This is a genomic window from Pseudomonas sp. TH31 (assembly GCF_016650815.1).
Taxonomy (GTDB): domain Bacteria; phylum Pseudomonadota; class Gammaproteobacteria; order Pseudomonadales; family Pseudomonadaceae; genus Aquipseudomonas.
In genome coordinates, this window is record NZ_JAEKEZ010000029.1 from 270882 (window position 1) to 297064 (window position 26183).

General features: G+C 59.6%; 31 protein-coding genes and 1 pseudogene. 20 read left to right on the top strand and 12 right to left on the bottom strand.

Going from position 1 to position 26183, the window contains the following annotated elements; all coding sequences use genetic code 11:
- Nucleotides 1-182: 182 nt before the first annotated feature.
- The 6 genes from phhA to JFV26_RS20615 all read left to right on the top strand — a co-directional run bounded on the left by phhA (nt 183) and on the right by JFV26_RS20615 (nt 4595).
- Nucleotides 183-974 (top strand): phenylalanine 4-monooxygenase, encoded by a 792-nt coding sequence (gene phhA / locus JFV26_RS20595; RefSeq protein ID WP_201195065.1) that lies wholly within the window; start codon nt 183-185, stop codon nt 972-974.
- A gap of 72 nt (nt 975-1046) precedes the next feature.
- Complete coding sequence (locus JFV26_RS20600; protein ID WP_201195067.1) at nt 1047-1403, top strand: 4a-hydroxytetrahydrobiopterin dehydratase; 357 nt, start codon at nt 1047-1049, stop codon at nt 1401-1403.
- Nucleotides 1403-2596, top strand: coding sequence for an amino acid aminotransferase (locus tag JFV26_RS20605; RefSeq protein ID WP_207203993.1), 1194 nt, complete (start codon nt 1403-1405; stop codon nt 2594-2596). The genes JFV26_RS20600 and JFV26_RS20605 overlap by 1 nt, the downstream gene beginning before the upstream one ends.
- 302 nt (nt 2597-2898) lie before the next feature.
- Nucleotides 2899-3030 (top strand): hypothetical protein, encoded by a 132-nt coding sequence (locus JFV26_RS34255; protein WP_274610064.1) that lies wholly within the window; start codon nt 2899-2901, stop codon nt 3028-3030.
- Between the two features lie 77 nt (nt 3031-3107).
- Nucleotides 3108-3290, top strand: coding sequence for a hypothetical protein (locus JFV26_RS20610; RefSeq protein WP_008030471.1), 183 nt, complete (start codon nt 3108-3110; stop codon nt 3288-3290).
- A gap of 105 nt (nt 3291-3395) precedes the next feature.
- Nucleotides 3396-4595: an MFS transporter gene (locus JFV26_RS20615; protein WP_201195069.1), complete on the top strand. Its 1200-nt coding sequence runs from the start codon at nt 3396-3398 to the stop codon at nt 4593-4595.
- On the opposite strand, the gene arfB is transcribed toward JFV26_RS20615, so the two are convergent.
- Nucleotides 4592-5005, bottom strand: a complete 414-nt coding sequence (arfB, locus tag JFV26_RS20620; RefSeq protein WP_007902485.1) for an alternative ribosome rescue aminoacyl-tRNA hydrolase ArfB — start codon at nt 5003-5005, stop codon at nt 4592-4594. The two genes, JFV26_RS20615 and arfB, sit on opposite strands and share 4 nt — an antisense overlap.
- 211 nt (nt 5006-5216) lie before the next feature.
- Nucleotides 5217-6629: an amino acid permease gene (locus JFV26_RS20625; protein WP_201195071.1), complete on the bottom strand. Its 1413-nt coding sequence runs from the start codon at nt 6627-6629 to the stop codon at nt 5217-5219.
- A gap of 928 nt (nt 6630-7557) precedes the next feature.
- On the opposite strand from JFV26_RS20625, the gene JFV26_RS20630 reads away from it, so the two are divergent.
- Together JFV26_RS20630 and JFV26_RS20635 are read left to right on the top strand one after the other, a co-directional pair.
- Nucleotides 7558-7695, top strand: a complete 138-nt coding sequence (locus JFV26_RS20630) for a hypothetical protein (protein WP_201195073.1) — start codon at nt 7558-7560, stop codon at nt 7693-7695.
- 69 nt (nt 7696-7764) lie between these two features.
- A complete protein-coding gene (locus JFV26_RS20635) occupies nt 7765-8730 on the top strand; it encodes a leucyl aminopeptidase (RefSeq protein WP_201195075.1) in 966 nt (321 codons plus the stop codon).
- A gap of 219 nt (nt 8731-8949) precedes the next feature.
- Here the strand turns inward: JFV26_RS20635 and rluB are convergent, their stop codons facing one another.
- From rluB to JFV26_RS20665, 6 genes are all read right to left on the bottom strand, one after another.
- Entirely contained in the window at nt 8950-10248 is a 1299-nt protein-coding gene (gene rluB, locus JFV26_RS20640) for a 23S rRNA pseudouridine(2605) synthase RluB (protein WP_201195077.1), read from the bottom strand.
- Between the two features lie 155 nt (nt 10249-10403).
- Nucleotides 10404-10595, bottom strand: a complete 192-nt coding sequence (locus tag JFV26_RS20645) for a DUF1289 domain-containing protein (RefSeq protein ID WP_201195079.1) — start codon at nt 10593-10595, stop codon at nt 10404-10406.
- A 136-nt stretch (nt 10596-10731) separates the two neighbouring features.
- Entirely contained in the window at nt 10732-11724 is a 993-nt protein-coding gene (gene scpB, locus JFV26_RS20650; RefSeq protein WP_201195081.1) for an SMC-Scp complex subunit ScpB, read from the bottom strand.
- Nucleotides 11725-11735: 11 nt separating this feature from the next.
- Nucleotides 11736-12494: a segregation and condensation protein A gene (locus JFV26_RS20655; protein WP_201195866.1), complete on the bottom strand. Its 759-nt coding sequence runs from the start codon at nt 12492-12494 to the stop codon at nt 11736-11738.
- A 60-nt stretch (nt 12495-12554) separates the two neighbouring features.
- Nucleotides 12555-13184: an L-threonylcarbamoyladenylate synthase gene (locus JFV26_RS20660; RefSeq protein ID WP_201195084.1), complete on the bottom strand. Its 630-nt coding sequence runs from the start codon at nt 13182-13184 to the stop codon at nt 12555-12557.
- Nucleotides 13185-13197: 13 nt separating this feature from the next.
- Nucleotides 13198-14061 (bottom strand): PHP domain-containing protein, encoded by an 864-nt coding sequence (locus JFV26_RS20665; RefSeq protein ID WP_201195086.1) that lies wholly within the window; start codon nt 14059-14061, stop codon nt 13198-13200.
- Between the two features lie 87 nt (nt 14062-14148).
- Between JFV26_RS20665 and JFV26_RS20670 the strand changes: the two genes are divergently transcribed.
- The 7 genes from JFV26_RS20670 (at nt 14149) to JFV26_RS20700 (ending at nt 18623) form a co-directional block, all read left to right on the top strand.
- Nucleotides 14149-14745, top strand: a complete 597-nt coding sequence (locus tag JFV26_RS20670; protein ID WP_201195088.1) for a septation protein A — start codon at nt 14149-14151, stop codon at nt 14743-14745.
- Nucleotide 14746: 1 nt separating this feature from the next.
- Entirely contained in the window at nt 14747-15046 is a 300-nt protein-coding gene (locus JFV26_RS20675; protein ID WP_201195090.1) for a YciI family protein, read from the top strand.
- 193 nt (nt 15047-15239) lie between these two features.
- A complete protein-coding gene (locus JFV26_RS20680; protein ID WP_201195092.1) occupies nt 15240-15653 on the top strand; it encodes a translation initiation factor 2 in 414 nt (137 codons plus the stop codon).
- 7 nt (nt 15654-15660) lie between these two features.
- On the top strand, nt 15661-16338 hold the full coding sequence (locus tag JFV26_RS20685; RefSeq protein ID WP_201195095.1) for a response regulator transcription factor: 678 nt from the start codon (nt 15661-15663) through the stop codon (nt 16336-16338).
- On the top strand, nt 16339-16515 hold the full coding sequence (locus JFV26_RS20690; protein WP_201195097.1) for a hypothetical protein: 177 nt from the start codon (nt 16339-16341) through the stop codon (nt 16513-16515).
- A 143-nt stretch (nt 16516-16658) separates the two neighbouring features.
- Nucleotides 16659-17108: a Spy/CpxP family protein refolding chaperone gene (locus JFV26_RS20695; protein WP_201195099.1), complete on the top strand. Its 450-nt coding sequence runs from the start codon at nt 16659-16661 to the stop codon at nt 17106-17108.
- Between the two features lie 174 nt (nt 17109-17282).
- Nucleotides 17283-18623 carry an ATP-binding protein gene (locus tag JFV26_RS20700; protein WP_201195100.1) on the top strand — a complete coding sequence of 447 codons (1341 nt, stop codon included), beginning with the start codon at nt 17283-17285 and terminating at the stop codon, nt 18621-18623.
- A gap of 111 nt (nt 18624-18734) precedes the next feature.
- Here JFV26_RS20700 and JFV26_RS20705 read toward each other — a convergent pair whose 3' ends face one another.
- Complete coding sequence (locus JFV26_RS20705; protein WP_201195102.1) at nt 18735-19301, bottom strand: NAD(P)H nitroreductase; 567 nt, start codon at nt 19299-19301, stop codon at nt 18735-18737.
- A 120-nt stretch (nt 19302-19421) separates the two neighbouring features.
- Between JFV26_RS20705 and JFV26_RS20710 the strand changes: the two genes are divergently transcribed.
- The gene (locus JFV26_RS20710) at nt 19422-20876 is read left to right on the top strand and encodes a TrkH family potassium uptake protein (protein WP_201195103.1); all 1455 of its coding nucleotides are present in this window, start codon (nt 19422-19424) and stop codon (nt 20874-20876) included.
- Here the strand turns inward: JFV26_RS20710 and JFV26_RS20715 are convergent.
- Nucleotides 20833-21894, bottom strand: coding sequence for an AraC family transcriptional regulator (locus tag JFV26_RS20715; protein ID WP_201195104.1), 1062 nt, complete (start codon nt 21892-21894; stop codon nt 20833-20835). The genes JFV26_RS20710 and JFV26_RS20715 overlap by 44 nt on opposite strands.
- 160 nt (nt 21895-22054) lie before the next feature.
- On the opposite strand from JFV26_RS20715, the gene JFV26_RS20720 reads away from it, so the two are divergent.
- Both JFV26_RS20720 and JFV26_RS20725 read left to right on the top strand, forming a co-directional pair.
- Nucleotides 22055-22366, top strand: a complete 312-nt coding sequence (locus JFV26_RS20720) for an Mpo1-like protein (protein WP_201195105.1) — start codon at nt 22055-22057, stop codon at nt 22364-22366.
- Nucleotides 22367-22464: 98 nt separating this feature from the next.
- The gene (locus JFV26_RS20725) at nt 22465-23055 is read left to right on the top strand and encodes an HD domain-containing protein (protein ID WP_201195106.1); all 591 of its coding nucleotides are present in this window, start codon (nt 22465-22467) and stop codon (nt 23053-23055) included.
- Nucleotides 23056-23128: 73 nt separating this feature from the next.
- On the opposite strand, the gene JFV26_RS20730 is transcribed toward JFV26_RS20725, so the two are convergent.
- Nucleotides 23129-23938 (bottom strand): UDP-2,3-diacylglucosamine diphosphatase, encoded by an 810-nt coding sequence (locus JFV26_RS20730; protein ID WP_201195108.1) that lies wholly within the window; start codon nt 23936-23938, stop codon nt 23129-23131.
- Between the two features lie 127 nt (nt 23939-24065).
- On the opposite strand from JFV26_RS20730, the gene JFV26_RS20735 reads away from it, so the two are divergent.
- Nucleotides 24066-24830: a helix-turn-helix transcriptional regulator gene (locus tag JFV26_RS20735; protein ID WP_201195110.1), complete on the top strand. Its 765-nt coding sequence runs from the start codon at nt 24066-24068 to the stop codon at nt 24828-24830.
- 154 nt (nt 24831-24984) lie between these two features.
- Nucleotides 24985-25875, top strand: a pseudogene (locus tag JFV26_RS20740) (DMT family transporter).
- Here the strand turns inward: JFV26_RS20740 and JFV26_RS20745 are convergent.
- On the bottom strand, nt 25869-26156 hold the full coding sequence (locus tag JFV26_RS20745) for a SelT/SelW/SelH family protein (RefSeq protein ID WP_201195112.1): 288 nt from the start codon (nt 26154-26156) through the stop codon (nt 25869-25871). The pseudogene JFV26_RS20740 and the gene JFV26_RS20745 overlap by 7 nt on opposite strands.
- Between the last annotated feature and the right edge of the window lie 27 nt (nt 26157-26183).

Below are 26183 nucleotides of genomic sequence, written 5' to 3' on the forward strand. Positions count from 1 at the left end.
TTCAAACCCTAAAATCTCAACACCTGCGCCATCCGGGCCATTCCGTAACGAAAACTTTACGAAAACCGCAGACTTTTCCTACGCGCGACCCGAACCACCTGCTGCATCGCCGCACACCTTGGGGTATTTCTAGATCCATGGCTGGACATAACAAGAACGAATTCCCCTAGCAGGAGAGCAGCATGAAGCAGACGCAATACGTGGCTCGCGAGCCCGATGCGCAAGGTTTTATCGACTACCCCGCCGAAGAACACGCGGTGTGGAACACGCTGATCACTCGCCAACTGAAAGTGGTCGAAGGGCGTGCGTGCCAGGAATACCTGGACGGTATCGAAAAACTCGGTCTGCCCCACGACCGCATTCCGCAACTCGGCGAGATCAACAAGGTCCTCGGTGAAACCACTGGTTGGCAAGTGGCCCGAGTCCCCGCGCTGATCCCCTTCCAGACCTTTTTTGAATTGCTCGCCAACAAGCAGTTCCCGGTGGCAACGTTTATTCGTACCCGCGAAGAACTGGATTATCTGCAAGAGCCGGACATTTTCCACGAGATCTTTGGCCACTGTCCGCTGCTGACCAATCCCTGGTTTGCCGAATTTACCCACACCTACGGCAAACTTGGCCTACAGGCCACCAAGGAAGAACGCGTCTACCTGGCGCGCCTGTACTGGATGACCATCGAGTTCGGCATGGTCGACACCCCGCAGGGCCGGCGCATCTATGGCGGCGGCATTCTGTCCTCGCCTAAAGAAACCGTTTATTGCATGTCGGACGAGCCGGAACACCAGGCCTTCGATCCGCTGGAGTGCATGCGCACGCCGTATCGCATCGACATCCTGCAACCGCTGTACTTTGTGCTGCCCAACCTCAAGCGCCTGTTCGACGTCGCCCATGAAGACATCATGGGCATGGTCAAGCAAGGCATGCAGCTGGGCCTGCATGCACCGAAATTTGCGCCAAAGCCAAAAGCGGCCTGAGTGCGCACCGACAGTCGCGGTACGCGCTGAAAAATAGTAACGTCCAACAAGAATCGAATCGGGAAACAGACCATGTCCACATTGAACCAAGCCCACTGCGAAGCCTGCCAGGCCGGCGCCCCTCAGGTCAGCGACGAAGAACTGCCGGTACTGATCAAGCAGATCCCTGACTGGAACATCGAAGTGCGCGACAGCGTGATGCAGCTGGAAAAGATTTTCCTGTTCAAGAATTTCAAGCACGCCCTGGCCTTCACCAACGCTGTCGGTGAAATCTCCGAGGCCGAAGGTCACCACCCGGGACTGCTGACCGAGTGGGGCAAAGTCACCGTGACCTGGTGGAGCCACTCCATCAAAGGCCTGCACCGCAACGACTTCATCATGGCCGCACGCACTGACGACGTAGCCAAAGACGCCGAGGGCCGCAAATAATGCATTTCGACGCCATCGGCCGAGTACCCGGCGATCCGATTCTCGGCCTGATGGAGGCCTATGCGCAGGACCCCAACCCGCGCAAGTTCGATCTGGGCGTGGGTGTCTATAAAGACGCCCAGGGCCTGACGCCGATTCCTCAGTCGGTGAAACTCGCCGAGGCGCGCCTGGTAGATCGCCAGACCACCAAGACTTACATCGGTGGTCACGGCGAACCGGCGTTCGGCAAAGTGATGAACGAGCTGGTACTCGGCGCCGACTCGGCGCTGATCACCGAGCAACGGGCCGGCGTCACCCAAACTCCGGGCGGCACTGGCGCGCTACGCTTGAGCGCCGACTTCATCGCCCAAATGCTGCCGGGCCGTGGCGTCTGGCTGAGCAATCCGACCTGGCCGATTCACGAAACGATTTTCGCCACCGCCGGGGTCAAGGTCAGTCACTACCCGTACGTGGGCAGCGACAACCGTCTCGATGTCGAAGCAATGCTCGCGGTGCTGAACGAAGCCCCCAAGGGCGACGTCGTATTGCTGCACGCCTGCTGCCACAACCCGACCGGTTTCGATCTGTCCCATGACGATTGGCGCCGGGTGCTGGAGGTGGTTCGCCGCCGTGAGCTGTTGCCGCTGATCGACTTCGCCTACCAAGGTTTCGGCGATGGACTGGAACAGGACGCCTGGTCGACCCGGTTGTTCGCCGACGCGTTGCCGGAAGTGTTGATTACCAGCTCCTGTTCGAAGAACTTCGGCCTGTACCGCGATCGTACCGGGGCGCTGATTGTTTGCGCGAAAACCGCCGAGAAGTTGGTGGATATCCGCAGTCAACTGGCCAACATTGCCCGCAACCTGTGGTCGACGCCACCAGATCACGGGGCCGCTGTGGTCGCAACCATCCTTGGCGACCCGGAACTGAAAAGCCTCTGGGCCGACGAAGTGGAAGCCATGCGCTTGCGCATCGCCCAACTGCGCAGCGGTCTGGTGGAGGCCCTTGAGCCGCACGGCTTGCGCGAACGATTTGCACACATCGGTGTGCAACGCGGGATGTTCTCCTACACCGGCTTGACGCCGGAACAGGTCAAGCAACTGCGCGATCACCACAGCGTCTACATGGTCAGCTCGGGCCGGGCGAACGTGGCGGGGATTGATGCGACGCGCCTGGACCTGTTGGCCGAGGCCATCGCCCAAGTCTGCAAGTAACCGGTACCGTTGTAGCAGCTGCCGAGCAGCGCGAGGCTGCGTTCGGCGGCGAAGCCGTCGTAAACCCTGAGCATTCGGTTTACCTGATAGACCGAAGCGCCTGATTTCACGACGGCTGCGCCGCCGAACGCCGCCTCGCGCGGCTCGGCAGCTGCTACAGGGATCGTGCTCCCCTGCGGCCATTGGTCGCAGAAATCCCAGATAAAAGTCTTTTTGTCGTTTCTCCTGCTGTATCCTGCCCAAGCTTTGAAAAAGCGCGGATCTACCAGATCTGTCACCAGACTTTGCGAGGAGCGCGAAACATGCACGAGATTCCTAATCTCCCCTTCCCAAGCCTGCACGAAACTGAGCAGACAACCCCGCAACAAGCCAGTGCCCAACAGCCTGTGCCGAAAGAAGCCACTGACAGTCGCAAGGCTGACAGCGAAGACTGAAACACCTGCAATGCCAGACCGTGTGGAAAGCGCTAACATGCGCTTTCCACACCGCCTGAAACCCCGAGCCTCACTCCATGACCGACGACTTCAGCGAAACCCAAGCCAGCGTTCTCATCGGCACTGCCGAGAAAATGATCGAGATCTGGAATCGCCTCTCCCCCGAGAAACAAGCCGCCCTGCTGGCCCGTTTTGGCAGTGAAGAAAATGCGCTGGCTGCCCTGGTCACCACGCAACTGGTCGCCCCCGCAAAACCCTGATTCACCGCCCGCCCGGCAAATAGTTTTACTTTTTCACGACCGCCAACCCCTAGCGCCGCTATCATAAGCAGCCTATCTATCCTGCTGCCCCGTGGACCTTTACCCATGTCAGAAAACCAGCGCCCCCTGGCGGTCACGCTGCAAGTTGTCTCCATCGTCCTGTTCACCTTCATCGGCTACCTGAATATCGGCATTCCCCTGGCCGTATTGCCGGGCTACGTCCACAGCGACCTGGGCTTCGGCGCGGTGATCGCCGGGCTGGTGATCAGCGTGCAATACCTGGCCACCCTGCTCAGTCGCCCGTACGCCGGGCGGATCATCGACAACAAGGGCAGCAAACTGGCAGTGATGTATGGCCTCGCCGGCTGCGGTTTGAGCGGTGTGTTCATGCTGATTTCGGCCTGGACCCAAAGCCTGCCGATGCTCAGCCTGATCAGCTTGCTGATCGGCCGACTGGTGCTCGGCAGCGCGGAAAGCCTGGTGGGGTCGGGCTCGATCGGCTGGGGCATCGGCCGGGTCGGCGCGGCGAATACCGCCAAAGTCATCTCCTGGAACGGCATCGCCAGCTACGGCGCCATCGCCATCGGCGCGCCGCTGGGCGTGTTGCTCGTCAATGCGTTGGGCTTGTGGAGCATGGGCGTCAGCATTGTGCTGCTGGCCGTGCTGGGCCTGGCGCTGGCCTGGCCGAAAACCGCCGCTCCGATTGTCGTCGGTGAACGCCTGCCGTTCATGCACGTGCTGGGGCGGGTGCTGCCGCACGGCTGCGGCCTGGCGTTGGGCTCCATCGGTTTTGGCACCATTGCCACCTTCATCACCCTGTATTACGCCACGCAGCATTGGTCGAACGCGGTGCTCTGCCTGAGCCTGTTCGGTGCCAGTTTCATTGGTGCCCGGCTGCTGTTCGGCAACCTGATCAACCGCCTCGGCGGATTTCGCGTGGCGATTGCCTGCCTGTCGGTAGAAACCTTGGGATTACTGCTGTTGTGGCTGGCACCGGATGCCCATTGGGCACTGGCCGGTGCGGCGCTGAGCGGCTTCGGCTTCTCGCTGGTGTTCCCGGCGCTGGGTGTGGAAGCGGTCAACCTGGTGCCGGCCTCAAGCCGTGGCGCGGCGGTCGGGGCTTATTCGCTGTTCATCGATTTGTCGCTGGGGATTACCGGGCCATTGGCCGGTGCGATTGCGGCGGGGTTTGGCTTTGCTTCGATCTTCCTGTTTGCCGCCCTCGCCGCCCTGAGCGGTTTGGCTTTGAGCGTCTACTTGTACCGCCAGGCGCCAAAGTATCGCGAAGAACGCGACGCTCGTTAGAAATCAACCTTGCCGCGCCCGGCCTTGATGCTGCCGCGCTTGGTCTTGGATTCGAGCCGACGCTTCTTCGAACCGAGGGTCGGCTTGGTCGGGCGGCGCTTCTTTTCCACTTTGGTGGCGCTAAGAATCAACTCGGTCAGCCGTTCCAGCGCATCAGCGCGGTTGGCTTCCTGCGTGCGGTATTGCTGGGCCTTGATGATCAGCACGCCTTCGCTGGTGATGCGACTGTCACGCAGCGCCAGCAACCGTTCCTTGTAGAACTCGGGCAAGGACGAGGCCGGAATATCGAAGCGCAGGTGCATGGCGCTTGAGACCTTGTTGACGTTCTGCCCACCCGCGCCTTGCGCACGAATGGCGGTCAATTCGATCTCGGCATCCGGCAGATGCACGTTGTTGGAAATCACCAGCATGGAAAAAAGCGTCCGTATTCAGAAGGCACAGGATACCGCGAATGATGTGCGGACTCCTGTAGAGCTGCCGAAGGCTGCGATCTTTTGATCTTCGGCGGACTTACTCCCCAAAAGATCAAAAGATCGCAGCCTTCGGCAGCTCCTACGAAAAACAAAACGACAAAACAACAAACCCGGCACATGGCCGGGTTGGTTGTTTCAGCAGGCTGCGTTATTTCACGGCAGTCTGCAGCGCGTGCTGGGCACGACGCTTGTTCTTGATGCCGTAGCAAATCCACATGAACGCCACCCACACCGGGATCGCATACACCGAGATCTGGATCCCCGGGATCAGCAGCATCACACACAGGATGAACGCCACGAACGCCAGGCAGATGTAGTTCCCGTACGGGTACCACAGGGCCTTGAACAGCGGCGTCTGGTGGGTCTTGTTCATGTGCTGGCGGAACTTGAAATGCGAGAAGCTGATCATCGCCCAGTTGATCACCAGGGTAGCCACCACCAGCGACATCAACAGTTCCAGCGCGTTTTGCGGGATCAGGTAGTTCAGCAATACGGCGATCAATGTCACCGCTGCCGACGCCAGGATCGAACGCACCGGCACGCCGCGCTTGTCGATCTTCGCCAGCGCCTTCGGCGCATCGCCCTGCTCGGCCATGCCCAGCAGCATGCGGCTGTTGCAGTAGGTGCCGCTGTTGTACACCGACAATGCCGCCGTCAGGACCACAAAGTTGAGGATGTGCGCAGCGGTGTTGCTGCCCAGCATCGAGAACACCTGCACGAACGGGCTACCGCTGTAGGAATCGCCGGACGCATTCAGGGTGGCCAACAGGCTGTCCCATGGCGTCAGCGACAGCAGAATGACCAGGGCGCCGATGTAGAAAATCAGGATCCGGTAAATCACCTGGTTGATCGCTTTCGGGATCACGGTTTTCGGCTTGTCGGCTTCGGCGGCGGTGAAACCGAGCATTTCCAGGCCGCCGAAGGAGAACATGATGATCGCCATGGCCATCACCAGACCACTGACACCGTTCGGGAAGAAGCCGCCGTGGGACCACAGGTTGCTCACCGACGCTTGCGGGCCGCCGTTACCGCTGACCAGCAAATAGCTGCCCAGGGCAATCATGCCGACAATCGCCACGACCTTGATGATCGCGAACCAGAACTCGGCCTCGCCAAACACTTTGACGTTGGCCAGGTTGATCAGGTTGATCAGCACGAAGAAACCGGCAGCAGAGACCCAGGTCGGGATGTCCGGCGCCCAGTAGTGGATGTACTTACCGACCGCGGTCAGCTCCGACATGCCTACCAGAATGTACAGAATCCAGCAGTTCCAGCCCGACAGGAAACCGGCGAAACCGCCCCAGTATTTGTGGGCGAAGTGGCTGAAGGAGCCGGCCACCGGCTCTTCGACGATCATTTCGCCCAACTGGCGCATGATCATGAAGGCAATGAAACCGCAGATGGCATAGCCGAGGATCATCGACGGGCCGGCGGATTTCAGCACCCCGGCCGAGCCGAGGAACAGCCCGGTACCGATCGCGCCACCGAGGGCGATCAGTTGAATGTGGCGATTTTTCAGGCCGCGTTGAAGCGTACCTGAATGCGAGTTTTGTCCACTCATGAAAAGGGTCTCACGCAAGGTTTGATGATGTTCAGTAGACGTTGCTGCTCAGTTGCAATTTCAAGCAGCGCCGATCAAACCCCAGCGCAAGCACCAGGAGTTCAGCGTATTTACAACGGTCATGCGTCACCTGTTTGTTTTTATCTGTGACGAAATCGAACCCGACACGCTTGTGGCGCGGCGGAGTGAACAAGACGGGTAGCCTTGAAGTTTGCGCAGGTGCGCAGGAGGTCACAGTTAAAACGCGGCGCATTGTACACCGCTAACCCCCTGCTGCCAGACTCTGCTGGATCAGCGCGTCGGTTGCCGGGATTGCCTGTGTCCGCTTCGAAGGTCGAAGGCGGCTGCAAAAAGGAAGTCAGACCTTTGCAGGTCATCGACGCCGGCGATCAAAAAATTCGCCCACGGGGGGAGATGGAGATGAGTCACGGCGTTCATTGCGCCTCCTTCTTGTTATGCACCTGCACGACAGGCATGGGGCGCATCACACCCTTCAAACGCCGCTGAAACAAGCGCGCCAGAGCCTTGCAGCAGCGTAGATGGACGAGTTGACGGAAGGTTTTCCTTACAGCCGCTGTGCAGGGAGCATTTCAATGGGTTTGGCGACATATTTAGTCAACATTCCTTTACATGCCGTAACGTAAACTTTCCAAATCAGATATCACTGTAGGATGACTGCAAATTGACGGTAGGAAGCTTCCTAAGGAAAAGGTCGAGTTAGTTTTTTGTTTTTAAATAAGAATTTGCCCTTTAAAAACAGAATAAAAAGTTCAAATAAATCTTATTTAATTATTTTTTTGCATTTTAAAAATCGATGAACTAGGTTTTCAGCGACTTGCCGAGCCGCATCGACCGGCAAGTTGGCGGGTTATTCACTGATTGAAAAGCACGCCGCTGTTCTTACTCGAAGTCATCTAGGAGATTCACAATGCAAGCACTTGAAAAAGACTTGGAAACTGAACTGCAACTGGACGATTGGTTTGAAGCACCGACCCATGAAGCCGCCATTGAAATGATGCAAGCCGACGCGATTGTGCCGTTCGGCACGGCGATGTGGCCTCTGTAAGATATCCCGGCAGGTACGATCCGGCCGGTCGTGCCTGCCACATTTTCTCGGTTTGTCAGGGAGGACTACATGGATAAGCAACGCGCCATTTCGCATTTCCTTTACTACCTCGAACACCACCCGGCCCTTGTCGGCATCAACCCGGCGAAGGTCTTGCTCGGCCACACCGCTGATTACGAGGCACACACCTGCGCCATCGCCGAACAGGCCGGCAACAGCCAACAATTCAGCTTCAGCGCCATGCGCCTGGACCTGGAACCCACGGATTTGCTGGCCCTGGCGATTGCCGACAGCGACCTGTACATTTTCTTCTACGACTCTTCCACCCTGCCCAACCCACGCCCCGACGGCCCGGAGTTTGTCCGTGCGCTGCAAGGGATCATGGCGCAAAACTGGAAGAAGTCGCTGTTGTTCAAGGATTACGGTGATTACTTCTACGACACTTTCAGTGTCACCCCGCAGCGAATTGCCGGGCTCAATAGCCATCTGATTCAGCGCATGTCCCACGCCACAACACTAAGTTTCAAGGATGACCACGGCTCGTGGTTTGAAACACCGTTGAACAGTATCAAGAAGTGGACCGACATCAACGGCATCGGCAACTTTGACCTGGCGCCCGGCGAAATCGCGACCCACAGCGAGGCGATTAATGGCCAGGTGAAGTTCATGGGGACATTCCTCAGTACGATCCCCTTCGCCCGCAAGTACGGGGTACTGGAGTCGCCACTGGAGTTGTGGATCGAGAACTCGACCATCAGCAAAATCGCCACGGATGTGCCGGGGCTTGAGCACGACTTCAACAAATACCTGGATGCCAATCCGTCGAATCGGCGGATCGAGGAGCTGGGCATTGGCACCAACGAAGGCGTGAAGGAGCTCTATGCGCGCAACGCCGGGTTCGAGGAGCGTCATTGCGGCTTGCACCTGGGGTTGGGCGGCGGGGCCAAGGGCAGCCATCACCTGGACCTGATCTTCTCCAGTGGCGTGTTGGCGCTGGATGATGAGCCGGTGTTTGATGGGCGGTTTGTTTTTTAGGCCTTTAGATGACGGTGAGGCGACCGACCTCATCGCGAGCAGGCTCGCTCCCACAATTGATCGCGTTTCCCTGAAAGAGCTCGGTCACCTGTGGGAGCGAGCTTGCTCGCGATGACTGACTTACAAACGCTACATCACTAAAGCCAGACACAAAAAAAACGCCAACCCTAAGGTTGGCGTTTTTTACTTGCAGCTTGCAGCTAAAAACTTACCGCTGCTTCATTCCGGCTTGCGACGACCGAAGCCCGGGCGCTGGCCCGAACCGGCTGGTGCGCCGCGACGCTTGCCCGATGGCGCGTCCTTGTTGACCAGAACGATACCTGGGCGTTTCTTCGCTGGCGCCTTGGCCGGACGCTTGGTGTCAGCCGGACGGTCGGCCACTGGGGTACCGCGACCCGACTCACCACGAGATTCGCCACGACCGGCTGGAGCACCACGATCGCTACGACCACCGGACGGAGCACCACGGCCTTCGCCACGTTCGGTGCGACCGTTGGCCGGACGCGGCGTGCGTGGGCCGCGCTCGCCATCAGCGCGTGGCGCTGCTGGTTTGCGGGCTGGACGCTCGCCTTCGATTTGCGGCTCACGGGAGTCACGCGGCGTAGCAGCGGTCTGGTTACCGATGGCTGGACGCAACGAACGCACGCGCTCGGTCTTGCCCATCGGACGCGAAGATTTACGCTGCATACGGTCGAGCTTGTCTTTGCTCTTGGCGTTCATCTGCGGCATCGCCACAGGTGTCAAACCGACTTCAGCACTCAGAATGTCGACTTCGAACTGGCTCATTTCGCGCCAGCGCCCCATCGGCAGGTCGGAGTTAAGGAACACCGGACCGAAACGCACGCGCTTCAGACGGCTGACCACCAGGCCCTGGGATTCCCACAGACGACGAACTTCGCGGTTGCGACCTTCCATCACCACGCAGTGATACCAGTGGTTGAAACCTTCGCCGCCCGGCGCTTGCTTGATGTCGGTGAACTTGGCCGGGCCGTCCTCGAGGACGACGCCGGCCTTCAGACGCTCGATCATCTCGTCGTCGACTTCGCCACGGACACGTACCGCGTATTCACGGTCCATTTCGTAGGAAGGGTGCATCAGGCGGTTGGCCAATTCACCGTCAGTGGTGAACATCAGCAGACCGGTGGTGTTGATGTCGAGACGACCGATGTTGATCCAGCGACCTTCTTTGGGGCGCGGCATCTTGTCAAAAACCGTCGGACGGCCTTCCGGGTCAAGGCGGGTGCAGATTTCGCCGTCGGGCTTGTTGTACATGATCACGCGGCGTACCGACTCGGCGGCTTCTTCGCGCTTGATCACCTTGCCATCAATGGTGATGGCGTCGTGCATGTCGACGCGCTGCCCGAGGGTGGCGTCTTTGCCATTGACCTTGATGCGGCCGTGGCTGATCCAGGCTTCTACGTCACGGCGCGAGCCGACGCCGATACGGGCGAGGACTTTCTGCAGCTTTTCGCCTGCTGGGCCGATTTCCTGGTCGTCTTTCTGGTCGTTGATACTCATCTGGGCACCTCCCGGTGTGGTCTGTTCAGGCAGCTCTGAAGTGAGGGGCCTGAAGAGTTGAAAGCAGGGTCTCGGGCGAAGGGATCGCCGGAGGGTCGCGAATCATACGCTCATGCGAGCGTTCGCGCATCAGAGACTAGCTGATCAATGGCGACTTACTTGCCTTTCCGCCGACCGGTGGCACCGAGTTTGATCAAACGCAGCGCCGCTTCGGCGAGTACGGTGCGCTTGTCGGTCTTGTCGAGCTTCTTCCAGGCCCTGATCTCGCGCTTGCTGCGGCCGCAGCCAAGGCAGATGTCGTCAGTGAATTTGCAGACGCTGATGCAGGGGTCTTTGGTTGAGCTCATCGGATGCCTTTTGAATATCAAGATCAAAAGATCGCAGCCTTCGGCAGCTCCTACGCAGCCCCTATTGACATCCCTGCTTCGGCGTCGAGCACGGACCTGTAGGAGCTGCCGAAGGCTGCGATCTTTTGGCGTTCCCTCAGTCGTCGAATTCGCGGCGTTCGGCTTCAATCGCTTCGGCCAGGGCCCGGGCTTCGGCTTCTTCGTCGCTGAGTTCGGGTTTTGGCTTTTCGAGTGCGGCGACAGCAGCGAGGAGTTTTTCGCGGGCTTCGGCAACGCCCAGCACGTCATCTTCCAGCTCTTCTTCCTGCTCTTCTTCCTGCTCTTCTTCGATTGTGGCTTCGGGCTCAGACTGAAGTTCAACGTCGATTTCCGGCGCTGGCGGCTCCAAAACCTCTTCGGTTTCAATCACCGCACCATCACGCAACAAATCGTCAAAGTCGGTCTTGATCCCCTCCTCCATGGTGTCCAGTTCCAGCAACAGCGTATGGAAACTGGTTTCTTCCTTGGGCTCTTCCGGCTCGGCACTGGCGTCGGCCAGTTCCTGCAATCCGGCCGGGACCGGCGCGTCGTCGAAGTCGAGCACCGGGTCCGGTTCCATCTCCCGCAGCTCAGCCAACGGTGGCAAATCGTCGAGGTTTTTCAGGTTAAAGTGATCAAGAAACGCCTTGGTGGTGGCGAACATCGCCGGTTTTCCGGGTACGTCGCGGTAACCGACGATGCGAATCCACTCACGCTCCAACAAGGTCTTGACGATGTGGCTGTTGACCGCCACACCGCGCACGTCTTCGATCTCGCCCCGGGTGATCGGCTGGCGATAGGCGATCAACGCGATGGTTTCGAGCATGGCGCGGGAATAGCGTTGCGGGCGTTCTTCCCACAAGCGGCCGACCCATGGCGAGAACTTCTCGCGGATCTGCAAGCGATAGCCGGAAGCGACTTCCTTGAGCTCAAAAGCACGGCCGTCGCAGGACTTGGCGAGTATCGTCAGGGCTTTCTTGAAGACCGGCGGCTCTGGCCGTTCGCCTTCCTCGAAGAGTTCGAACAGGCGTTCAAGCGATTGCGGTTTTCCCGAGGCCAACAGAAAGGCTTCAAGCAGTGGCGCCAGCTCGCGGGGTTCAGTCAGGTTCATGATTCAACTCGTTATTCGGCTCGGGCCCGCACGTGGATCGGCGCGTACGGCTCATTCTGTACCAGCTCGACCAAAGATTCCTTGACCAGTTCGAGGATGGCCATAAAGGTCACGACCACGCCCAGCCGTCCCTCTTCAGCGGTGAACAGCTCGACAAACGGCACGAAACCGCCGCCCTTGAGCCGTTCCAGCACATCGCTCATGCGCTCGCGAGTGGACAATGCCTCGCGACTGACCTGATGGCTTTCGAACATGTCGCCACGGCGCAGGACCTCGGCCATGGACATCAGCAACTCTTCCAGGCTCACGTCCGGCACCAGCTTGCGTGCCCGGGCTTGCGGGGCATCCAGCTTGGGCACCACCACATCGCGACCAACCCGGCTCAAGCCGTCGATGCCTTCGGCTGCTGCCTTGAAGCGCTCGTATTCCTGCAAGCGACGGATCAGTTCGGCCCGGGGATCGTCTTCCTCGGCTTCGATGGATTCGGCGCGCGGCAGCAGCATCCGCGACTTGATCTCGGCCAGCATCGCGGCCATCACCAGGTACTCGGCGGCGAGTTCCAGGCGCACCGACTGCATCAACTCGACATACCCCATGTATTGACGGGTGATTTCCGCCACAGGGATGTCCAGGATGTTGATGTTCTGTTTGCGGATCAGGTACAGCAGCAGGTCAAGCGGGCCTTCGAAAGCTTCAAGGAACACCTCGAGGGCATCCGGCGGGATGTACAGGTCCAGCGGCATTTCCATGACCGCCTGGCCATAGACCATGGCGAAGGGCAGCTCTTGCTGGGCTCCGGCCTGACTGTCAACGGGTTCTACTGCAGACATCTAGGCCTCGGCCATGAACGGCGCAGGGTCGCCGCAACCGACGCGGATCACCTGCGGCTCGCCGTCGGCAAGGTTGATTACCGTGGACGCCTTGATCCCGCCGAAACCGCCGTCGATGATCAGGTCGACCTGGTGCTCCAGCAATTGGCGCATTTCGTGAGGGTCACTCAACGGATCGGTGTCGCCGGGCATGATCAGCGTCACGCTCATCAGCGGCTCGCCCAGCTCTTCCAGCAGCGCCAGGGCAATCGGATGGCTCGGCACCCGCAGGCCAATGGTGCGCTTCTTGGCGTGCAGCAACAGGCGCGGCACTTCGCGAGTGGCGTTGAGGATAAACGTATAAGGCCCAGGTAAATGGGCCTTGAGGATACGGAAGGTGCCGGTGTCGATCTTGGCGAACAGCCCCAGTTGCGACAGGTCGCTGCAAATCAGCGCGAAGTTGTGCTTGTCGTCCAGCTGACGCAAGCGGCGTACGCGCTCCACGGCATTCTTGTCGCCGATCTGGCAACCAATGGCATAGGACGAGTCCGTGGGATAAATCACCACCCCGCCTTTGCGGATGATCTCGACCGCCTGTTTGATCAGGCGCGCTTGCGGGTTTTCCGGATGAATCTGGAAAAATTGACTCACATTTTCTACCTGTTCAGACGGCGGCAATAATTGGGTCATGTTTGAATCGACACCAAAGCGGTGGCAGATCCTCCGGAACCGGGCGGTATTCACCGATTTCCGACCAGCCTCCAGGGCCATGAAAATCACTGCCGGCGCTGACCAGCAGACCGAACTCGCGAGCGAGAATGGCCAGGCTGCCCACCTGTTCTGCGGGCTGATGACCATTGACCACTTCGATAGCGTGGCCCCCTGCTTGAATATAGTCAGAAATCAGGCGGCGACGCTTGCTGCGAGTGAAATCGTAATGCCAAGGGTGCGCCAGGCTGACCCAGGCACCCGCCGCGCGCAGGGTCGCGACGGTGTCTTCCAGGGTCGGCCAGTGTTGCTTGACATCGCCCAGCTTGCCGGCGCCCAGCCATTTGCGGAACGCTTCGGCGCGATCCTTGACGAAACCTTCACGCACCATCCAGTCGGCAAAGTGCGGACGGGCCGGCGCGTTGCCGCTGTCACCCAGCGCCTGTTGCATTGCTCGGGCGCCTTCCATCGCACCGGGCATGCCTTTCAACGCCAGTTTGCGACTTATTTCTTCGGACCGTAGCCAACGGCCATCGTGCAATCGGGCGATCGCCTCGACCAACGGTGCGGCATTGACGTCGAAACCGTAGCCCAGCACGTGAATGGTCGCGCCGCCCCAGGTGCAGGACAATTCGACGCCGTTGACCAGTTGCATCCCCAACGCCGTAGCGGCGCTGCGGGCCTCATCGAGGCCCTCAAGGGTGTCGTGATCGGTCAAGGCCAGGACTCGCACGCCTTTCTCGAACGCACGCGCAACCAGTACCGCAGGCGCCAGGGCGCCATCGGAGGCCGTGCTATGGCAGTGCAAATCAACATTCACAGGGCTTTGTAACCTCAAATCAGCTGGCGCTATCGCGCGCCAATATGTTTGTTATTATGCCGACACATCCTGCTTCTGGCTGCCACTGTGAAACAATTCATCGACTTCATCCCGCTTCTGCTGTTTTTCATCGTCTTCAAAATCGATCCACGGGTCGTCGAGATCGCCGGTCACGAGGTCACTGTAGGCGGTATTTACAGTGCCACCGCGATGCTGATCATCAGTTCCCTGGTGGTTTACGGCACGCTCTTCATCAAGCAGCGCAAGCTGGAGAAGAGCCAGTGGCTGACCCTCATCGCCTGCCTGGTCTTCGGTAGCCTGACCCTGGCGTTCCACAGCGAAACCTTCCTGAAATGGAAAGCCCCGGTGGTGAACTGGCTGTTCGCCCTGGCGTTCATTGGCAGCCACTTCATCGGTGGCCAATTGCTGATCAAACGCATCATGGGCCACGCGCTGACCCTGCCGGATCAAGTCTGGACCCGTTTGAACATCGCCTGGATCGGCTTTTTCCTGTTCTGCGGTGCCGCCAACCTGTTCGTCGCCTTCACCTTCCAGAACTACTGGGTCGACTTCAAGGTCTTCGGCAGCCTGGGCATGACGCTGCTGTTCCTGGTCGCGCAGGGCATTTACCTGTCCCGCCACCTGCATGACGCCGATACCACAACGCCAAAAACCGAGGACTGACATGCTTTACGCCATCGTTGCTACAGACGTCGCCAACTCCCTGGAAGCCCGCCTCGCTGCACGCCCGGCGCACCTTGAGCGCCTGCAAGTGCTAAAAGGCGAAGGCCGCATCGTGCTGGCCGGCCCCAACCCTGCCGTCGACAGCAATGATCCGGGCGCGGCGGGTTTCACCGGCAGCCTGATCGTCGCCGAATTCGACTCCCTGAGCGCTGCACAGGCCTGGGCCGACGCTGACCCGTACATCGTCGCAGGCGTCTACGCCAACGTTTCCGTGAAGCCGTTCAAGCAAGTCCTGCCCTAGTGCCCTGTCTCACAGATACTGTTCCTCTTTTGACGACGCCTGTTGTCGTCAAAAGAGGAACGTATCCGTGAGACAGGACACCCTCTCTTCCCCCGCGATGAACCTTATCGGTTCATCGCGCTCTCAATCGCTCATTATTCTCGTTTGCCTGCCGACAACTTGCCCAATAACTCGATTGGAATCAGGAGTCGTGATGCGCAAGGGTCCGTTGTGTCTGATGTTGGTGACGTTGTCGATCGTAGGACCCGTGCATGCTGAAGAGGCTGCCAATGGTGGCAACTCCACGCCGTTGTCCTTGAGCGCCGGTAGCCAGATCAGCGAATTGCAGCAGCGTTTGAAAGCAAGCGAGCAGCGACGAGAAGAACTGAGCAAACAACTGCAAAATGCCGATAGCGAGCGTGAAAGCGCCCAGTTGAGCCGGTTGCGCCAAGAGAACCAGCGCCTGAAGCTGCAACTCAAGGAAGCCCAGGCCAGCAGTCCGCTGCCGCGTCTGCTGACCGACCAGCAACAATGGTTCGTCACCGGGGCCGGGGTAGCGCTATTGGCTCTGCTCTGCGGTATCTTTGCCAGTGGGGCAAGTCGAAAACGTCGACAATGGCTAAATTGAGTGAGTCATGAGCGAGCTGTTATTAATTGATGATGACCAGGAGCTGTGTGAGCTCCTGAGCAGTTGGTTGAGTCAGGAAGGTTTTGTGGTCCGTGCCTGTCACGATGGCCAGAGTGCCCGCCGTGCGCTGGCTGAATCCTCCCCGGCGGCCGTGGTGCTGGACGTGATGCTGCCCGATGGCAGCGGCCTGGAACTGCTCAAGCAATTGCGCAGCGACCACCCGGACTTGCCGGTGCTGATGCTCTCGGCCCGCGGCGAACCGCTGGACCGTATCCTCGGCCTGGAACTGGGTGCCGACGACTACCTGGCCAAGCCCTGCGACCCACGGGAACTGACAGCCCGGCTGCGCGCGGTATTACGCCGCAGTCATCCGGCCGCAGTGTCCAGCCAGCTCGAACTGGGCGACTTGTGCTTCAGCCCGCAGCGCGGCGTGGTCAGCATCGATGAACAGGAATTCACCCTCACCGTCTCCGAAAGTCGCCTGCTCGAAGCCCTGATCAAGCAACCTGGTGAACCCCTGGATAAACAGGAACTGGCGCAGATCGCTCTCGGGCGCAAGCTGACCCTGTACGACCGCAGCCTGGACATGCACGTCAGCAACCTGCGCAAAAAGATCGGCCCGCACCCCGACGGTCGCCCGCGCATCATTGCCCTGCGTAGCCGCGGTTATTACTACAGCCTCTGATTGCAACGCGATCCCCTTGCGGAATCTGCTGAACGCAAAAAAATCCCCGTAGGAGCTGCCGAAGGCTGCGATCTTTTGATCTTGATCTTCGGCGATGCTGAAATCGCCAAAGATCAAAAGATCGCAGCCTTCGGCAGCTCCTACGGGGACCGCGTAAAGTCGGTCGGCATCGTGTGATGGTCGGCGGATGTGGCAGATTTGTCAGGTTCGCTGAAAACCGTCTTTACCCAAGCTTTACGCTCCGCTGACCGCCGCTGACCTTGATCTCCGTAATCTGAACTCATCCGGAACGTACCGGGAACGAGACAAGGAGATTCACCATGCGCAAGACTCTTATCGCTCTGATGTTCGCTGCCGCTCTGCCGACCGTTGCCATGGCCATGCCTGAAGGTACCGGCCCGATGGGTGGGCCGATGGACGGCTCGCACCACGGCGGTCAGATGCACGGCATGCACGGCAAAGGCCCGTACAGCCAACTGGACCTGAGTCGCGAACAGCGTGAGCAGATCCGCAAAATCATTGGCGAGCAAATGCACGATCGTAAGCAACTGGTCGAAAAATACCTGGAGAAACTCTCCCCGGCTGACCAGAAAGCCATGAAAGATGAAATGACTGCCAAACATCAGAAAGCCGAAGCCGATGTGCGCGCCATTCTGAAACCGGATCAACAGAAGAAATTCGACGAGATCCAGAAAAAACAGGCTGAACGCCGCGCCGAGTGGGCCGAATTCAAGGCCTGGAAAGCGCAACAGCCACAAAAAGCGCAATAATGCGTTAACTCCAGACCCAACAGCTCAACACTGTTGGGTCTGATGTTACTCAGTTTAAATGTGGGAGCGGGCTTGCTCGCGAAGGCGGTGTATCAGGCAAAGCATTTGTCGACTGATACACCGCCTTCGCGAGCAAGCCCGCTCCACTTGATTTGCGTTAGTTGAGGATTTACTGTGCGCTCATTGTTCTGGCGTATTCTGGCCAGCTTCTGGCTGGCCATCGCTCTGGTTGCAGGGCTCTCCCTTTTGCTGGGGCACATGCTCAACCAGGACGCTTGGATTCTCAGCCGCCATCCGGGCCTCAACACGCTGGCCGAAGAGTGGACGCAAACTTACGAAGCCCAAGGCGAAGACGCGGCACAAGCCATCCTGGAACAGCGCAAACGCCAATATCACATCGACGTTCAGGTGCTCAACGAGAGCGGCGACCCGGTGGTGCGCGGCACTTTCCCACGTCGGGCCGCAGCGTTTGAAGCTCGGCAGAACGATGATGATCGCCGCCTGCCGTGGCGCCGCCTGACGGCGGAGTACACCAGTGAAAAAACCGGCAACACCTACCTGCTGATCTACCGCATCCCGCACCCGGAACTGGACTCATGGCACCGCGAAAGCCTGCTCTGGCCGTTGAGTGCGCTGGGTATTGCGCTGGTGGTGCTGACCTTGTTCAGCCTGTTGGTGACGCTCTCGATCACCCGCCCGCTTAGCCGTTTGCGCGGTGCGGTGCATGATCTGGGGCAAACCACCTATCAGCAGAATAGCCTGGTCAAACTGGCCAACCGACGCGATGAGTTCGGTGTGCTGGCCAACGATTTCAACCGCATGGGTGCGCGTCTGCAAAGCCTGATCGGCAGCCAGCGGCAACTGCTGCGCGACGTGTCCCACGAACTGCGTTCGCCCCTGGCCCGATTGCGTATTGCCTTGGCCCTGGCTGAACGCGCCAACCCTGAAGAGCGGGAAAAACTCTGGCCACGCCTGACCCGCGAATGCGACCGGCTGGAAGCCTTGATCAGCGAAATCCTGGTGTTGGCTCGGGTCGATGCGGATAACGCCAGCGCCGAGGATGTGGATCTCAACGTCTTGCTTCTTACCCTGCAAAAGGATGCGCAACTGGGCTTCCCGGAACAGACCGTGCGCCTGGATGCCGAGTCGCAACTGAACCTCAAAGGCTGGCCAACCATGATCGAGCGCGCCGTGGACAATCTGCTGCGCAATGCCCAGCGCTTTAACCCGGTGGGTCAACCGATTGAAATGCAGGCCTCGCGCCAGGGCGAGCGGATGGTGGTCAGCGTGCGTGACCATGGGCCGGGGGTCGAAGCAGCGCACTTGAACCTGTTGGGCGAACCGTTCTACCGAGCGCCGGGGCAGACCGCCGCCGGCCATGGCCTGGGGCTGGCGATCGCGCGCCGTGCAGCCGAGCGCCACGGCGGCAGCCTGGTGCTGGCCAATCACCCGGAAGGCGGGTTTATTGCCAGCCTGGAATTGCCGTTGGTGCCGGGGGCGGTGGTTCAGCCGTAAATGCAGGGGGATGCAAAAGATCGCAGCCTCGTTTCACTCGGCAGCTCCTACAAGGTTATGTGAGCACCTGTAGGAGCTGTCGAGTAAAACGAGGCTGCGATCTCTTGACCTTTAAGCCTTGCCAGACCATCCACTGACGAATTCAGCCAGATCAACCTTCTCGGCCACCCGCGGTTCTTTCTGCGGCGTGCCGAGGTAGAGGAACGCAATCACTTCTTCACCTTCCGCCAGTCCCAGGCCTTTGGCGACATGCGCGGAATACGCCAGTTCACCCGTGCGCCATACCGCGCCAATGCCTTGCGCATAAGCCGCCAGCAAGATTCCATGTGCCGCACAACCCGCCGCCAGCAGTTGCTCGGACTTCGGGTACTTGACGTGATCCTGCACTCGCGCAATCACCACGACCACCAGCGGCGCCCGCAGCGGACCGTTGCGGGCCTTGTCCAGCGCCGCTTCAGCCACATCGCTGTCCTGCAGCTTCGCCGCTTCGGCGAGCAACTCGCCCATTTGCTCGCGAGCCGCACCTTCGACTGTCAGGAAGCGCCAGGGCTGCAAATGGCCGTGGTCCGGCGCGCGCATGGCGGCTGAGAACAGCACTTCCCGTTGCTCGGCAGTCGGCGCTGGGTCCAGCAGTCGTGGAACGGAAACACGGTTGAGCAAAGCGTCGAGAGCCTGCATCGGCCACCTCCTGTAAAAATGTTTGGCTATTCTAGCCAGAAGCGCTCCGGGCTGCCGGTTTACATGGCAGACCTCGCAGGTAGAATGACGCCCCTCCCCCTTTCAGCCCGAGCGGACTTCATGGCGTTGCCGACCTTACGGATCATTGGTTTCATCATCGGCATCTTCCTGATAACCCTGGCCATCGCCATGGTCGTGCCCATGGCCACCCTGGTGATTTTCGACCGCACCAGCGACATGCCTTCGTTCCTTTGGGCCAGCATGATCACCTTCGTCGCCGGCCTGGCACTGGTCATCCCCGGTCGCCCTGAACACGTGCACCTGCGTCCGCGGGACATGTACCTGCTGACCGTCAGCAGTTGGCTGGTGGTGTGCATTTTCGCCGCGCTGCCATTCCTGCTGACCCAGCACATCAGTTACACCGACTCGTTCTTCGAAAGCATGTCCGGCATCACCGCCACCGGCTCCACGGTGCTCAGCGGCCTGGACACCATGTCTCCCGGCATCCTGATATGGCGCTCGATGCTGCACTGGCTCGGCGGTATCGGTTTCATCGGCATGGCGGTAGCGATTCTGCCCTTGCTGCGAATCGGCGGCATGCGGCTGTTCCAGACCGAGTCCTCGGACCGTTCCGAAAAGGTCATGCCCCGTTCACACATGGTGGCGCGCTTGATCGTGGCGGCCTACGTCGGCATCACCATGGTCGGTAGCCTGGCGTTCTGGTGGGCCGGGATGAGCCTGTTCGATGCGATCAACCACGCCATGTCGGCGATTTCCACCGGCGGTTTCTCCACCTCCGACGAGTCCCTGGCCCATTGGAAACAACCGGCGGTGCACTGGGTGGCGGTGGTGGTCATGATTCTCGGCGCCCTGCCGTTCACCCTGTACGTGGCGATGCTGCGCGGCAACCGTAAAGCCCTGATCAAGGATCAACAGGTTCAAGGCTTGCTCGGCATGTTGCTGGTGACCTGGCTGGTGCTCGGCACCTGGTACTGGTGGACCACCGACCTGCATTGGCTCGACGCATTGCGCCACGTGGCCGTGAACGTGACTTCGGTGGTCACCACCACGGGTTTTGCGCTGGGGGACTACAGCATCTGGGGCAATTTCTCGCTGATGCTGTTCTTTTATCTGGGCTTTGTCGGCGGGTGTTCAGGCTCGACGGCAGGCGGGATCAAGATATTTCGCTTCCAGGTTGCCTACATCCTGCTCAAGGCCAACCTGAATCAATTGATTCACCCGCGCGCGGTGATCAAGCAAAAGTACAACGGTCACCGGCTCGACGAGGAGATCGTAAGGTCGATCCTGACCTTTTCGTTCTTCTTCGCCATCACCATCTGCGTCATCGCCCTGATGCTTTCGCTGTTAGGCCTGGACTGGATGACTGCGCTGACCGGCGCGGCGAGCACCGTGTCCGGCGTCGGCCCGGGGCTGGGCGAGACCATTGGCCCGGCGGGCAACTTCGCGACCCTGCCGGATGCCGCCAAGTGGATCCTGTCGTTAGGCATGCTACTGGGCCGGCTGGAGATCATTACAGTGTTTGTTCTGTGCATTCCGGCGTTTTGGCGTCACTGACCTGGTTGGACGCGTCCAGCAACCGCGCCCGATACTCGCCTGGGGTGGCATCGAACCAGCGGCGGAAGGCGCGAAAGAAGTTGCTCGGGTCGGCAAACCCCAACAGGTAGGCAATTTCCAGCAGGGTCATGCTCGGCTGCGCCAGGTATTGCTCGGCCAGTTCGCGTCGAGTGTCGTCCAGCAATGTCTGAAAACTCGTGCCTTCTTCCTGCAACCGCCGCTGCAAGGTGCGCTGCGACAGATGCAGGGTCTGCGCCACCGTATCGCGTTTGGGTTCACCCTGGGGCAGCAAACGGCAGAGCACCTGCCGGGCCTTGTGGGTCACGCGGCTTTCGGAAAATCGCGCCAGGTATTCGCCGGCAAACCGGTCATGCAACAACGCCATGGCCTCGTTGGCGGTGGGCAGCGGCGCCTCCATGTCGGCGCGCTCGAAGATCAGCGCATCGTAAGGTGCGTTGAACACCAACGGCGCGTGGAAGGCTTGTTTATAGGGTTCGAGGTCGGCGGGCTCATCTCCCTGCACCAACACCTTGCGCGGTTGCAGGGTGCGCCCGGTCAGCCAACCGCACAGGCCCAGCGCGCAGGCCAGTGACGCTTCGGCGCTTTGCCGGGTCGGCGGCAGGTGGTCGCCATGGACCGTCAGAATCAATGCGTATCCCTCGTCGAGCAAGCGGAAACTCAGGTCGGCGCTTTCGGCAATGATCCGTTGATAACGCACCAGGCGTTGAAAGCCCTCGGCCAGGGTCTGGCTGGACATCAACGCGTAACCCGCCACATGAAAGGACGCCGGTCGCACCACTTTGCCCATGTTCAGGCCGATCGCCGGGTTGCCGGACAGCTCGACCGCCCGCTGCCACAGCCGCGTCATGGAGTCTTGCGGGAAGCGCGCATCCGGATCATCCAGCGATGCGTAATCAAGCCCCAGTTGCTTGAACAGAACCCGGCAATCCAGGCCGTCCATCTCCAGTGCTTTGACAATCCCCATCGCCCAGCTTGCAGAAGTCGTTCGTTCGCTCATGGCGTTTACTTACTTTATGAGCCGTCTGACGCGGCCAATTTCCGAAGGATACTAAAGTGGCGCCTATTGTCACTGGCTGATGCCATTGATCACTCTAGACTCAAATAAGCTACCCGCAGAACAACTTGCCGTCAGAACAATAACCACAGAGATCGCAGTCGTGGAAAACATCAAGCGCTTCAACAGCTTCGCTGAGTTCTACCCGTATTACCTCAGCGAACACAGCAACAGTACTTGCCGACGATTGCACTTTGTCGGCACCTCGCTGGTTATTTTCATTTTGGCGCTGACCATTGGCAAAGGTGCATGGCTGCTGCTGATCGCCCTGCCGCTGGCCGGTTACAGCTTCGCCTGGGTTGGGCATTTTTTCTTCGAGAAGAATCGTCCTGCAACCTTCCAGCATCCGCTTTACAGCCTGCTCGGCGATTTCGTCATGTACCGCGACATGATCCTCGGCCGCGTGCCGTTTTAGGCTTCACGGGCCAGCAATGCATCCTGCAAAGCCAGTGCGCCAGTGGATCCAAGTCCTACACTCGATACATCACTTCGTCAAAAACAAGAAGATCGCCGATGAACGCCAACGCCCGTTTTACCCACATGAAGGACGGCACGCAGGAAGACTGGGCAATCATCGCCGCAGACTTCAGTGCCTATGCCCGACGATTGCCGACACGGATTGTGGCGCACCTGAAACTGCTGGAGGGTGACTTTGGCGGCTTCCCGGTGGATCGCCTGACCCATTCCCTGCAAACCGCCACCCGCGCCTTTCGTGATGGCCGCGACGAAGAATATGTGATCTGCGCCCTGCTCCATGACATCGGCGACACCCTGGGTTCCTACAATCACCCGGACATTGCGGCGGCAATTCTCAGGCCGTTCGTCAGCGCCGCAAATTTGTGGATGGTGGAGAAACACGGGATTTTCCAGGGGTACTACTTCTTCCATCACCTGGGCATGGATCGGCATCTGCGCGAGCAATTCAGCGGGCATCCGCAGTACCAGGCGACCATCGAGTTCTGCGCCAAATACGATGCGGCGGCGTTTGATCCGGGGTACGAGAATTTACCGCTGAGCTTCTTCGAACCGATGATGGAGCGGTTGTTTGCGCAGCCGAAGAACTCGATCTACAAGGCGGCGATGGAGGAGCATTTACCCGTTTAAGATCAAAAGATCGCAGCCTTCGGCAGCGCCCACAGGTGCGTAGGAGCTGCCGAAGGCTGCGATCTTTTGATTTTTATATGCTTACCTTCACCGCTTTCAACTCCGCCTCCCGCGCCTGGGCATCCGCCAGCCGATACAACTCGATCGAGCCGTCCCAATGCTCGATCAACGCCGTGCACGATTCCACCCAATCCCCGCAATTGAGGTAGTCCACCCCGCCGACCTTGCGGATCTCGGCATGGTGAATGTGCCCGCACACTACGCCATGCAACTCGCGTTTGACGCATTCGTGGGCGATGGCTTCTTCGAAATCGCTGATGAAGCTGACCGCGGTTTTCACCTTGTGCTTGAGGTACGCCGATAGCGACCAATAGCCGTAGCCATAACGGGCACGCCAGTGATTGAGCCAGCGGTTAAGAGTCAGGGTGAATTCATAGGCCGAGTCGCCGAGAAAGGCCAGCCAGCGGTGGTAGCGAGTGATCACGTCGAACTGGTCGCCGTGGATCACCAGCAAGTGACGGCCATCGGCGGTCACATGCACCGCTTCGTCCACTAACTGGATGTTGCCCAGGATCAGTTTCGAGTATCGGCGCAGGAATTCGTCGTGGTTGCCGGTGACGTAGATCACTTCAGTGCCGCGCTTGCTCATGGTCAGCAGACGGCGAATCACGTTGGTGTGGGCCTGGGGCCAATACATGCCGCCGCGCAGTTTCCAGCCGTCGATGATGTCGCCCACCAGGTAAATCCTGTCGGCGTGGTAGCCCTTGAGAAACTGTGACAGGTGCTCGGCCTGGCAATCCCTTGTGCCCAAATGCACATCGGAAATCCATAAGGTGCGCACACGTTGTTTACGGCTGGGTTTGGCGAGCTCGGCGCTGGTCATGGACAACCCTCTGCGATGTTTTTACAAGTTTGCGCCGGTCGGGTTAATTGCCCATGACAGTGACGAGTCAATCCTGTGACAGCGTGCAGCCGGTGTAGACTGGCCGCATCTTGCCCGGAGACCTGCGATGAGACCGATCCTCACGCTGCGCCAATACACCGAAGACCTGATTATCCACAGCCATGCCCACGCGCAACTGGTGTTCGGGCTGTCGGGTGCGCTGGATTTCGAGGTCGACGGGCATGGCAGCCAGGTGGTGCAGCAGAGTTTCGTGGTGGTCCCGGCCGGCATGCATCACGCCTGCGGCAGCCCCAACGGCAGCCGCTGCCTGGTGCTGGATGTACCCGGCGATCAATGGATTGCCCAGTCGCTGGGAGAGCACGCCGACGCCAGCCGCCGCTTGCTCGACAACGCCGGGCGCCTGCCGCTGGATGCCGGGCAAAGCCAATTGGTCAGTTGGCTGGCGGGCAGCCCGGTGAACGATCCGCTGATCGCCCAGCAAGGCGCGGTGCTGTTGTTGGCCAGTCTCAACAACGTCAACCCCGATGTCATCGGTGGACGGCGCCTGCCTTACGCGGCGTTGAATGCGCACATCGACCAGTACGCGGCCTATCCACTGCAAGTGGCCGACCTGGCGCGCGTCGCCGGATTATCGAGCGCCCGCTTGCATGCGCGATTCGTGGCGGAATGCGGACAGACGCCGATGGACTACATTCGCAGTCGACGGCTGCACATTGCGGTGCGCTTGTTGCGAGATTCACCATTGCCAATCGGCGAGATTGCCTGCAGGGTCGGTTACAGCTCTCAAAGTGCGTTTGCGGCGGCGGTATTGCGTGAGTTTGGCGCTTCACCGGGAAAATTGCGGCGCGAGGCTGGCGACAAAAGACGATAGTTTGCCGACAGACATAGCTGGCGTTAACACGGTTCAATGTAGGAGCTGCCGAAGGCTGCGATCTTTTGATCTTTAGCGATTCCAGCACCGCCATAAATCAAGATCAAAAGATCGCAGCCTGCGGCAGCTCCTACTACGTTTATCAAGGACTGCAATGACTCCCCGTACCGCCCTCGGCGCCCTGCATATCGGCGCATTGATGTTTGGCCTGACCGGTGTGTTCGGCAAACTCGCGGCCGCCTCCCCGCCGTCATCGTTTTCGGTCGTGCTGCATTCGCGGTGCTGGCGCTGGCGTTTTTTGCGCGGTTCGCCAGTAGCACCCGCTGGCAAAAGCTCGAAGCCGTGGACTGGCGTCGCCTGCTGCTCAGCGGCTTGCTGCTGGCCGGACACTGGGTCAGTTTTTTCATTGCGGTAAAAATCGCCGGTGTGGCGATTGCTACTTTGGGCTTTGCCAGTTTCCCGGCATTTACCGTGATCCTCGAAGGGCTGATTTTCCGCGAGCGAATTCGCGTCAATGAAATCCTCTTGGTGGTGCTGGTCAGCGTCGGTCTGGTGCTGGTCACGCCGGAATTCGACCTCGCCAGCGGCGCCACTATCGGCCTGCTTTGGGCGGTGGGTTCCGGCTTGCTGTTCGCCCTGCTGTCGCTGACCAATCGCGCCAGCTCCGGGCGTATCCCTGCGGTGCAGGCCGCGCTGTGCCAGAACGTGGTGGTCGCGCTGTGCCTGCTGCCGGTGGCGGCGCCGCAATTGAGCGAGGTGCGTGCCCTCGACTGGTTGTGGATCGGCCTGCTCGGGGTGTTTTGCACCGGCGTGGCCCACAGCCTGTTCGTCGCCAGCCTGGCGGTGATCAAGGCGCGGACCGCAGCGGTGGTGTTTGCGTTGGAACCGGTCTACGGCATCACCATGGCCTGGCTGCTGTTCGATGAAAACCCGACTCTGCGCATGTTGATCGGCGGTGCATTGATCATCGTAGCGATCGTGGTGTCCAGCCGACTGTCAGGCAGCGCCAGCAAAAGCCGTGGCCGCCGAAGCCGCCTCTCACTGAGTGCGATCGTTGTGCCCGAGGTCGCGATCCGGGTCGATCTGATCCCGGACCCGCTGCTTGAGCACCTTGGCTTCCGGGAAACCACCGTCAGCCTTGCGCTCCCAGATCTGCACTTCGTTACAAAAAATATGAAACACCCCGCCAGTGCCCGGCACCAGGGACACTTTGCCCAAGTCATCGCCGAAGGTGCTGAGCAGCTCCTGGGCCAGCCAGGCGGCGCGCAGCAGCCACTGGCATTGGGTGCAATAGGTGATGACGATTTCCGGTTTTTGTACGGTCATGTTTGTTGAAACTCCTGAGCCAGAGGG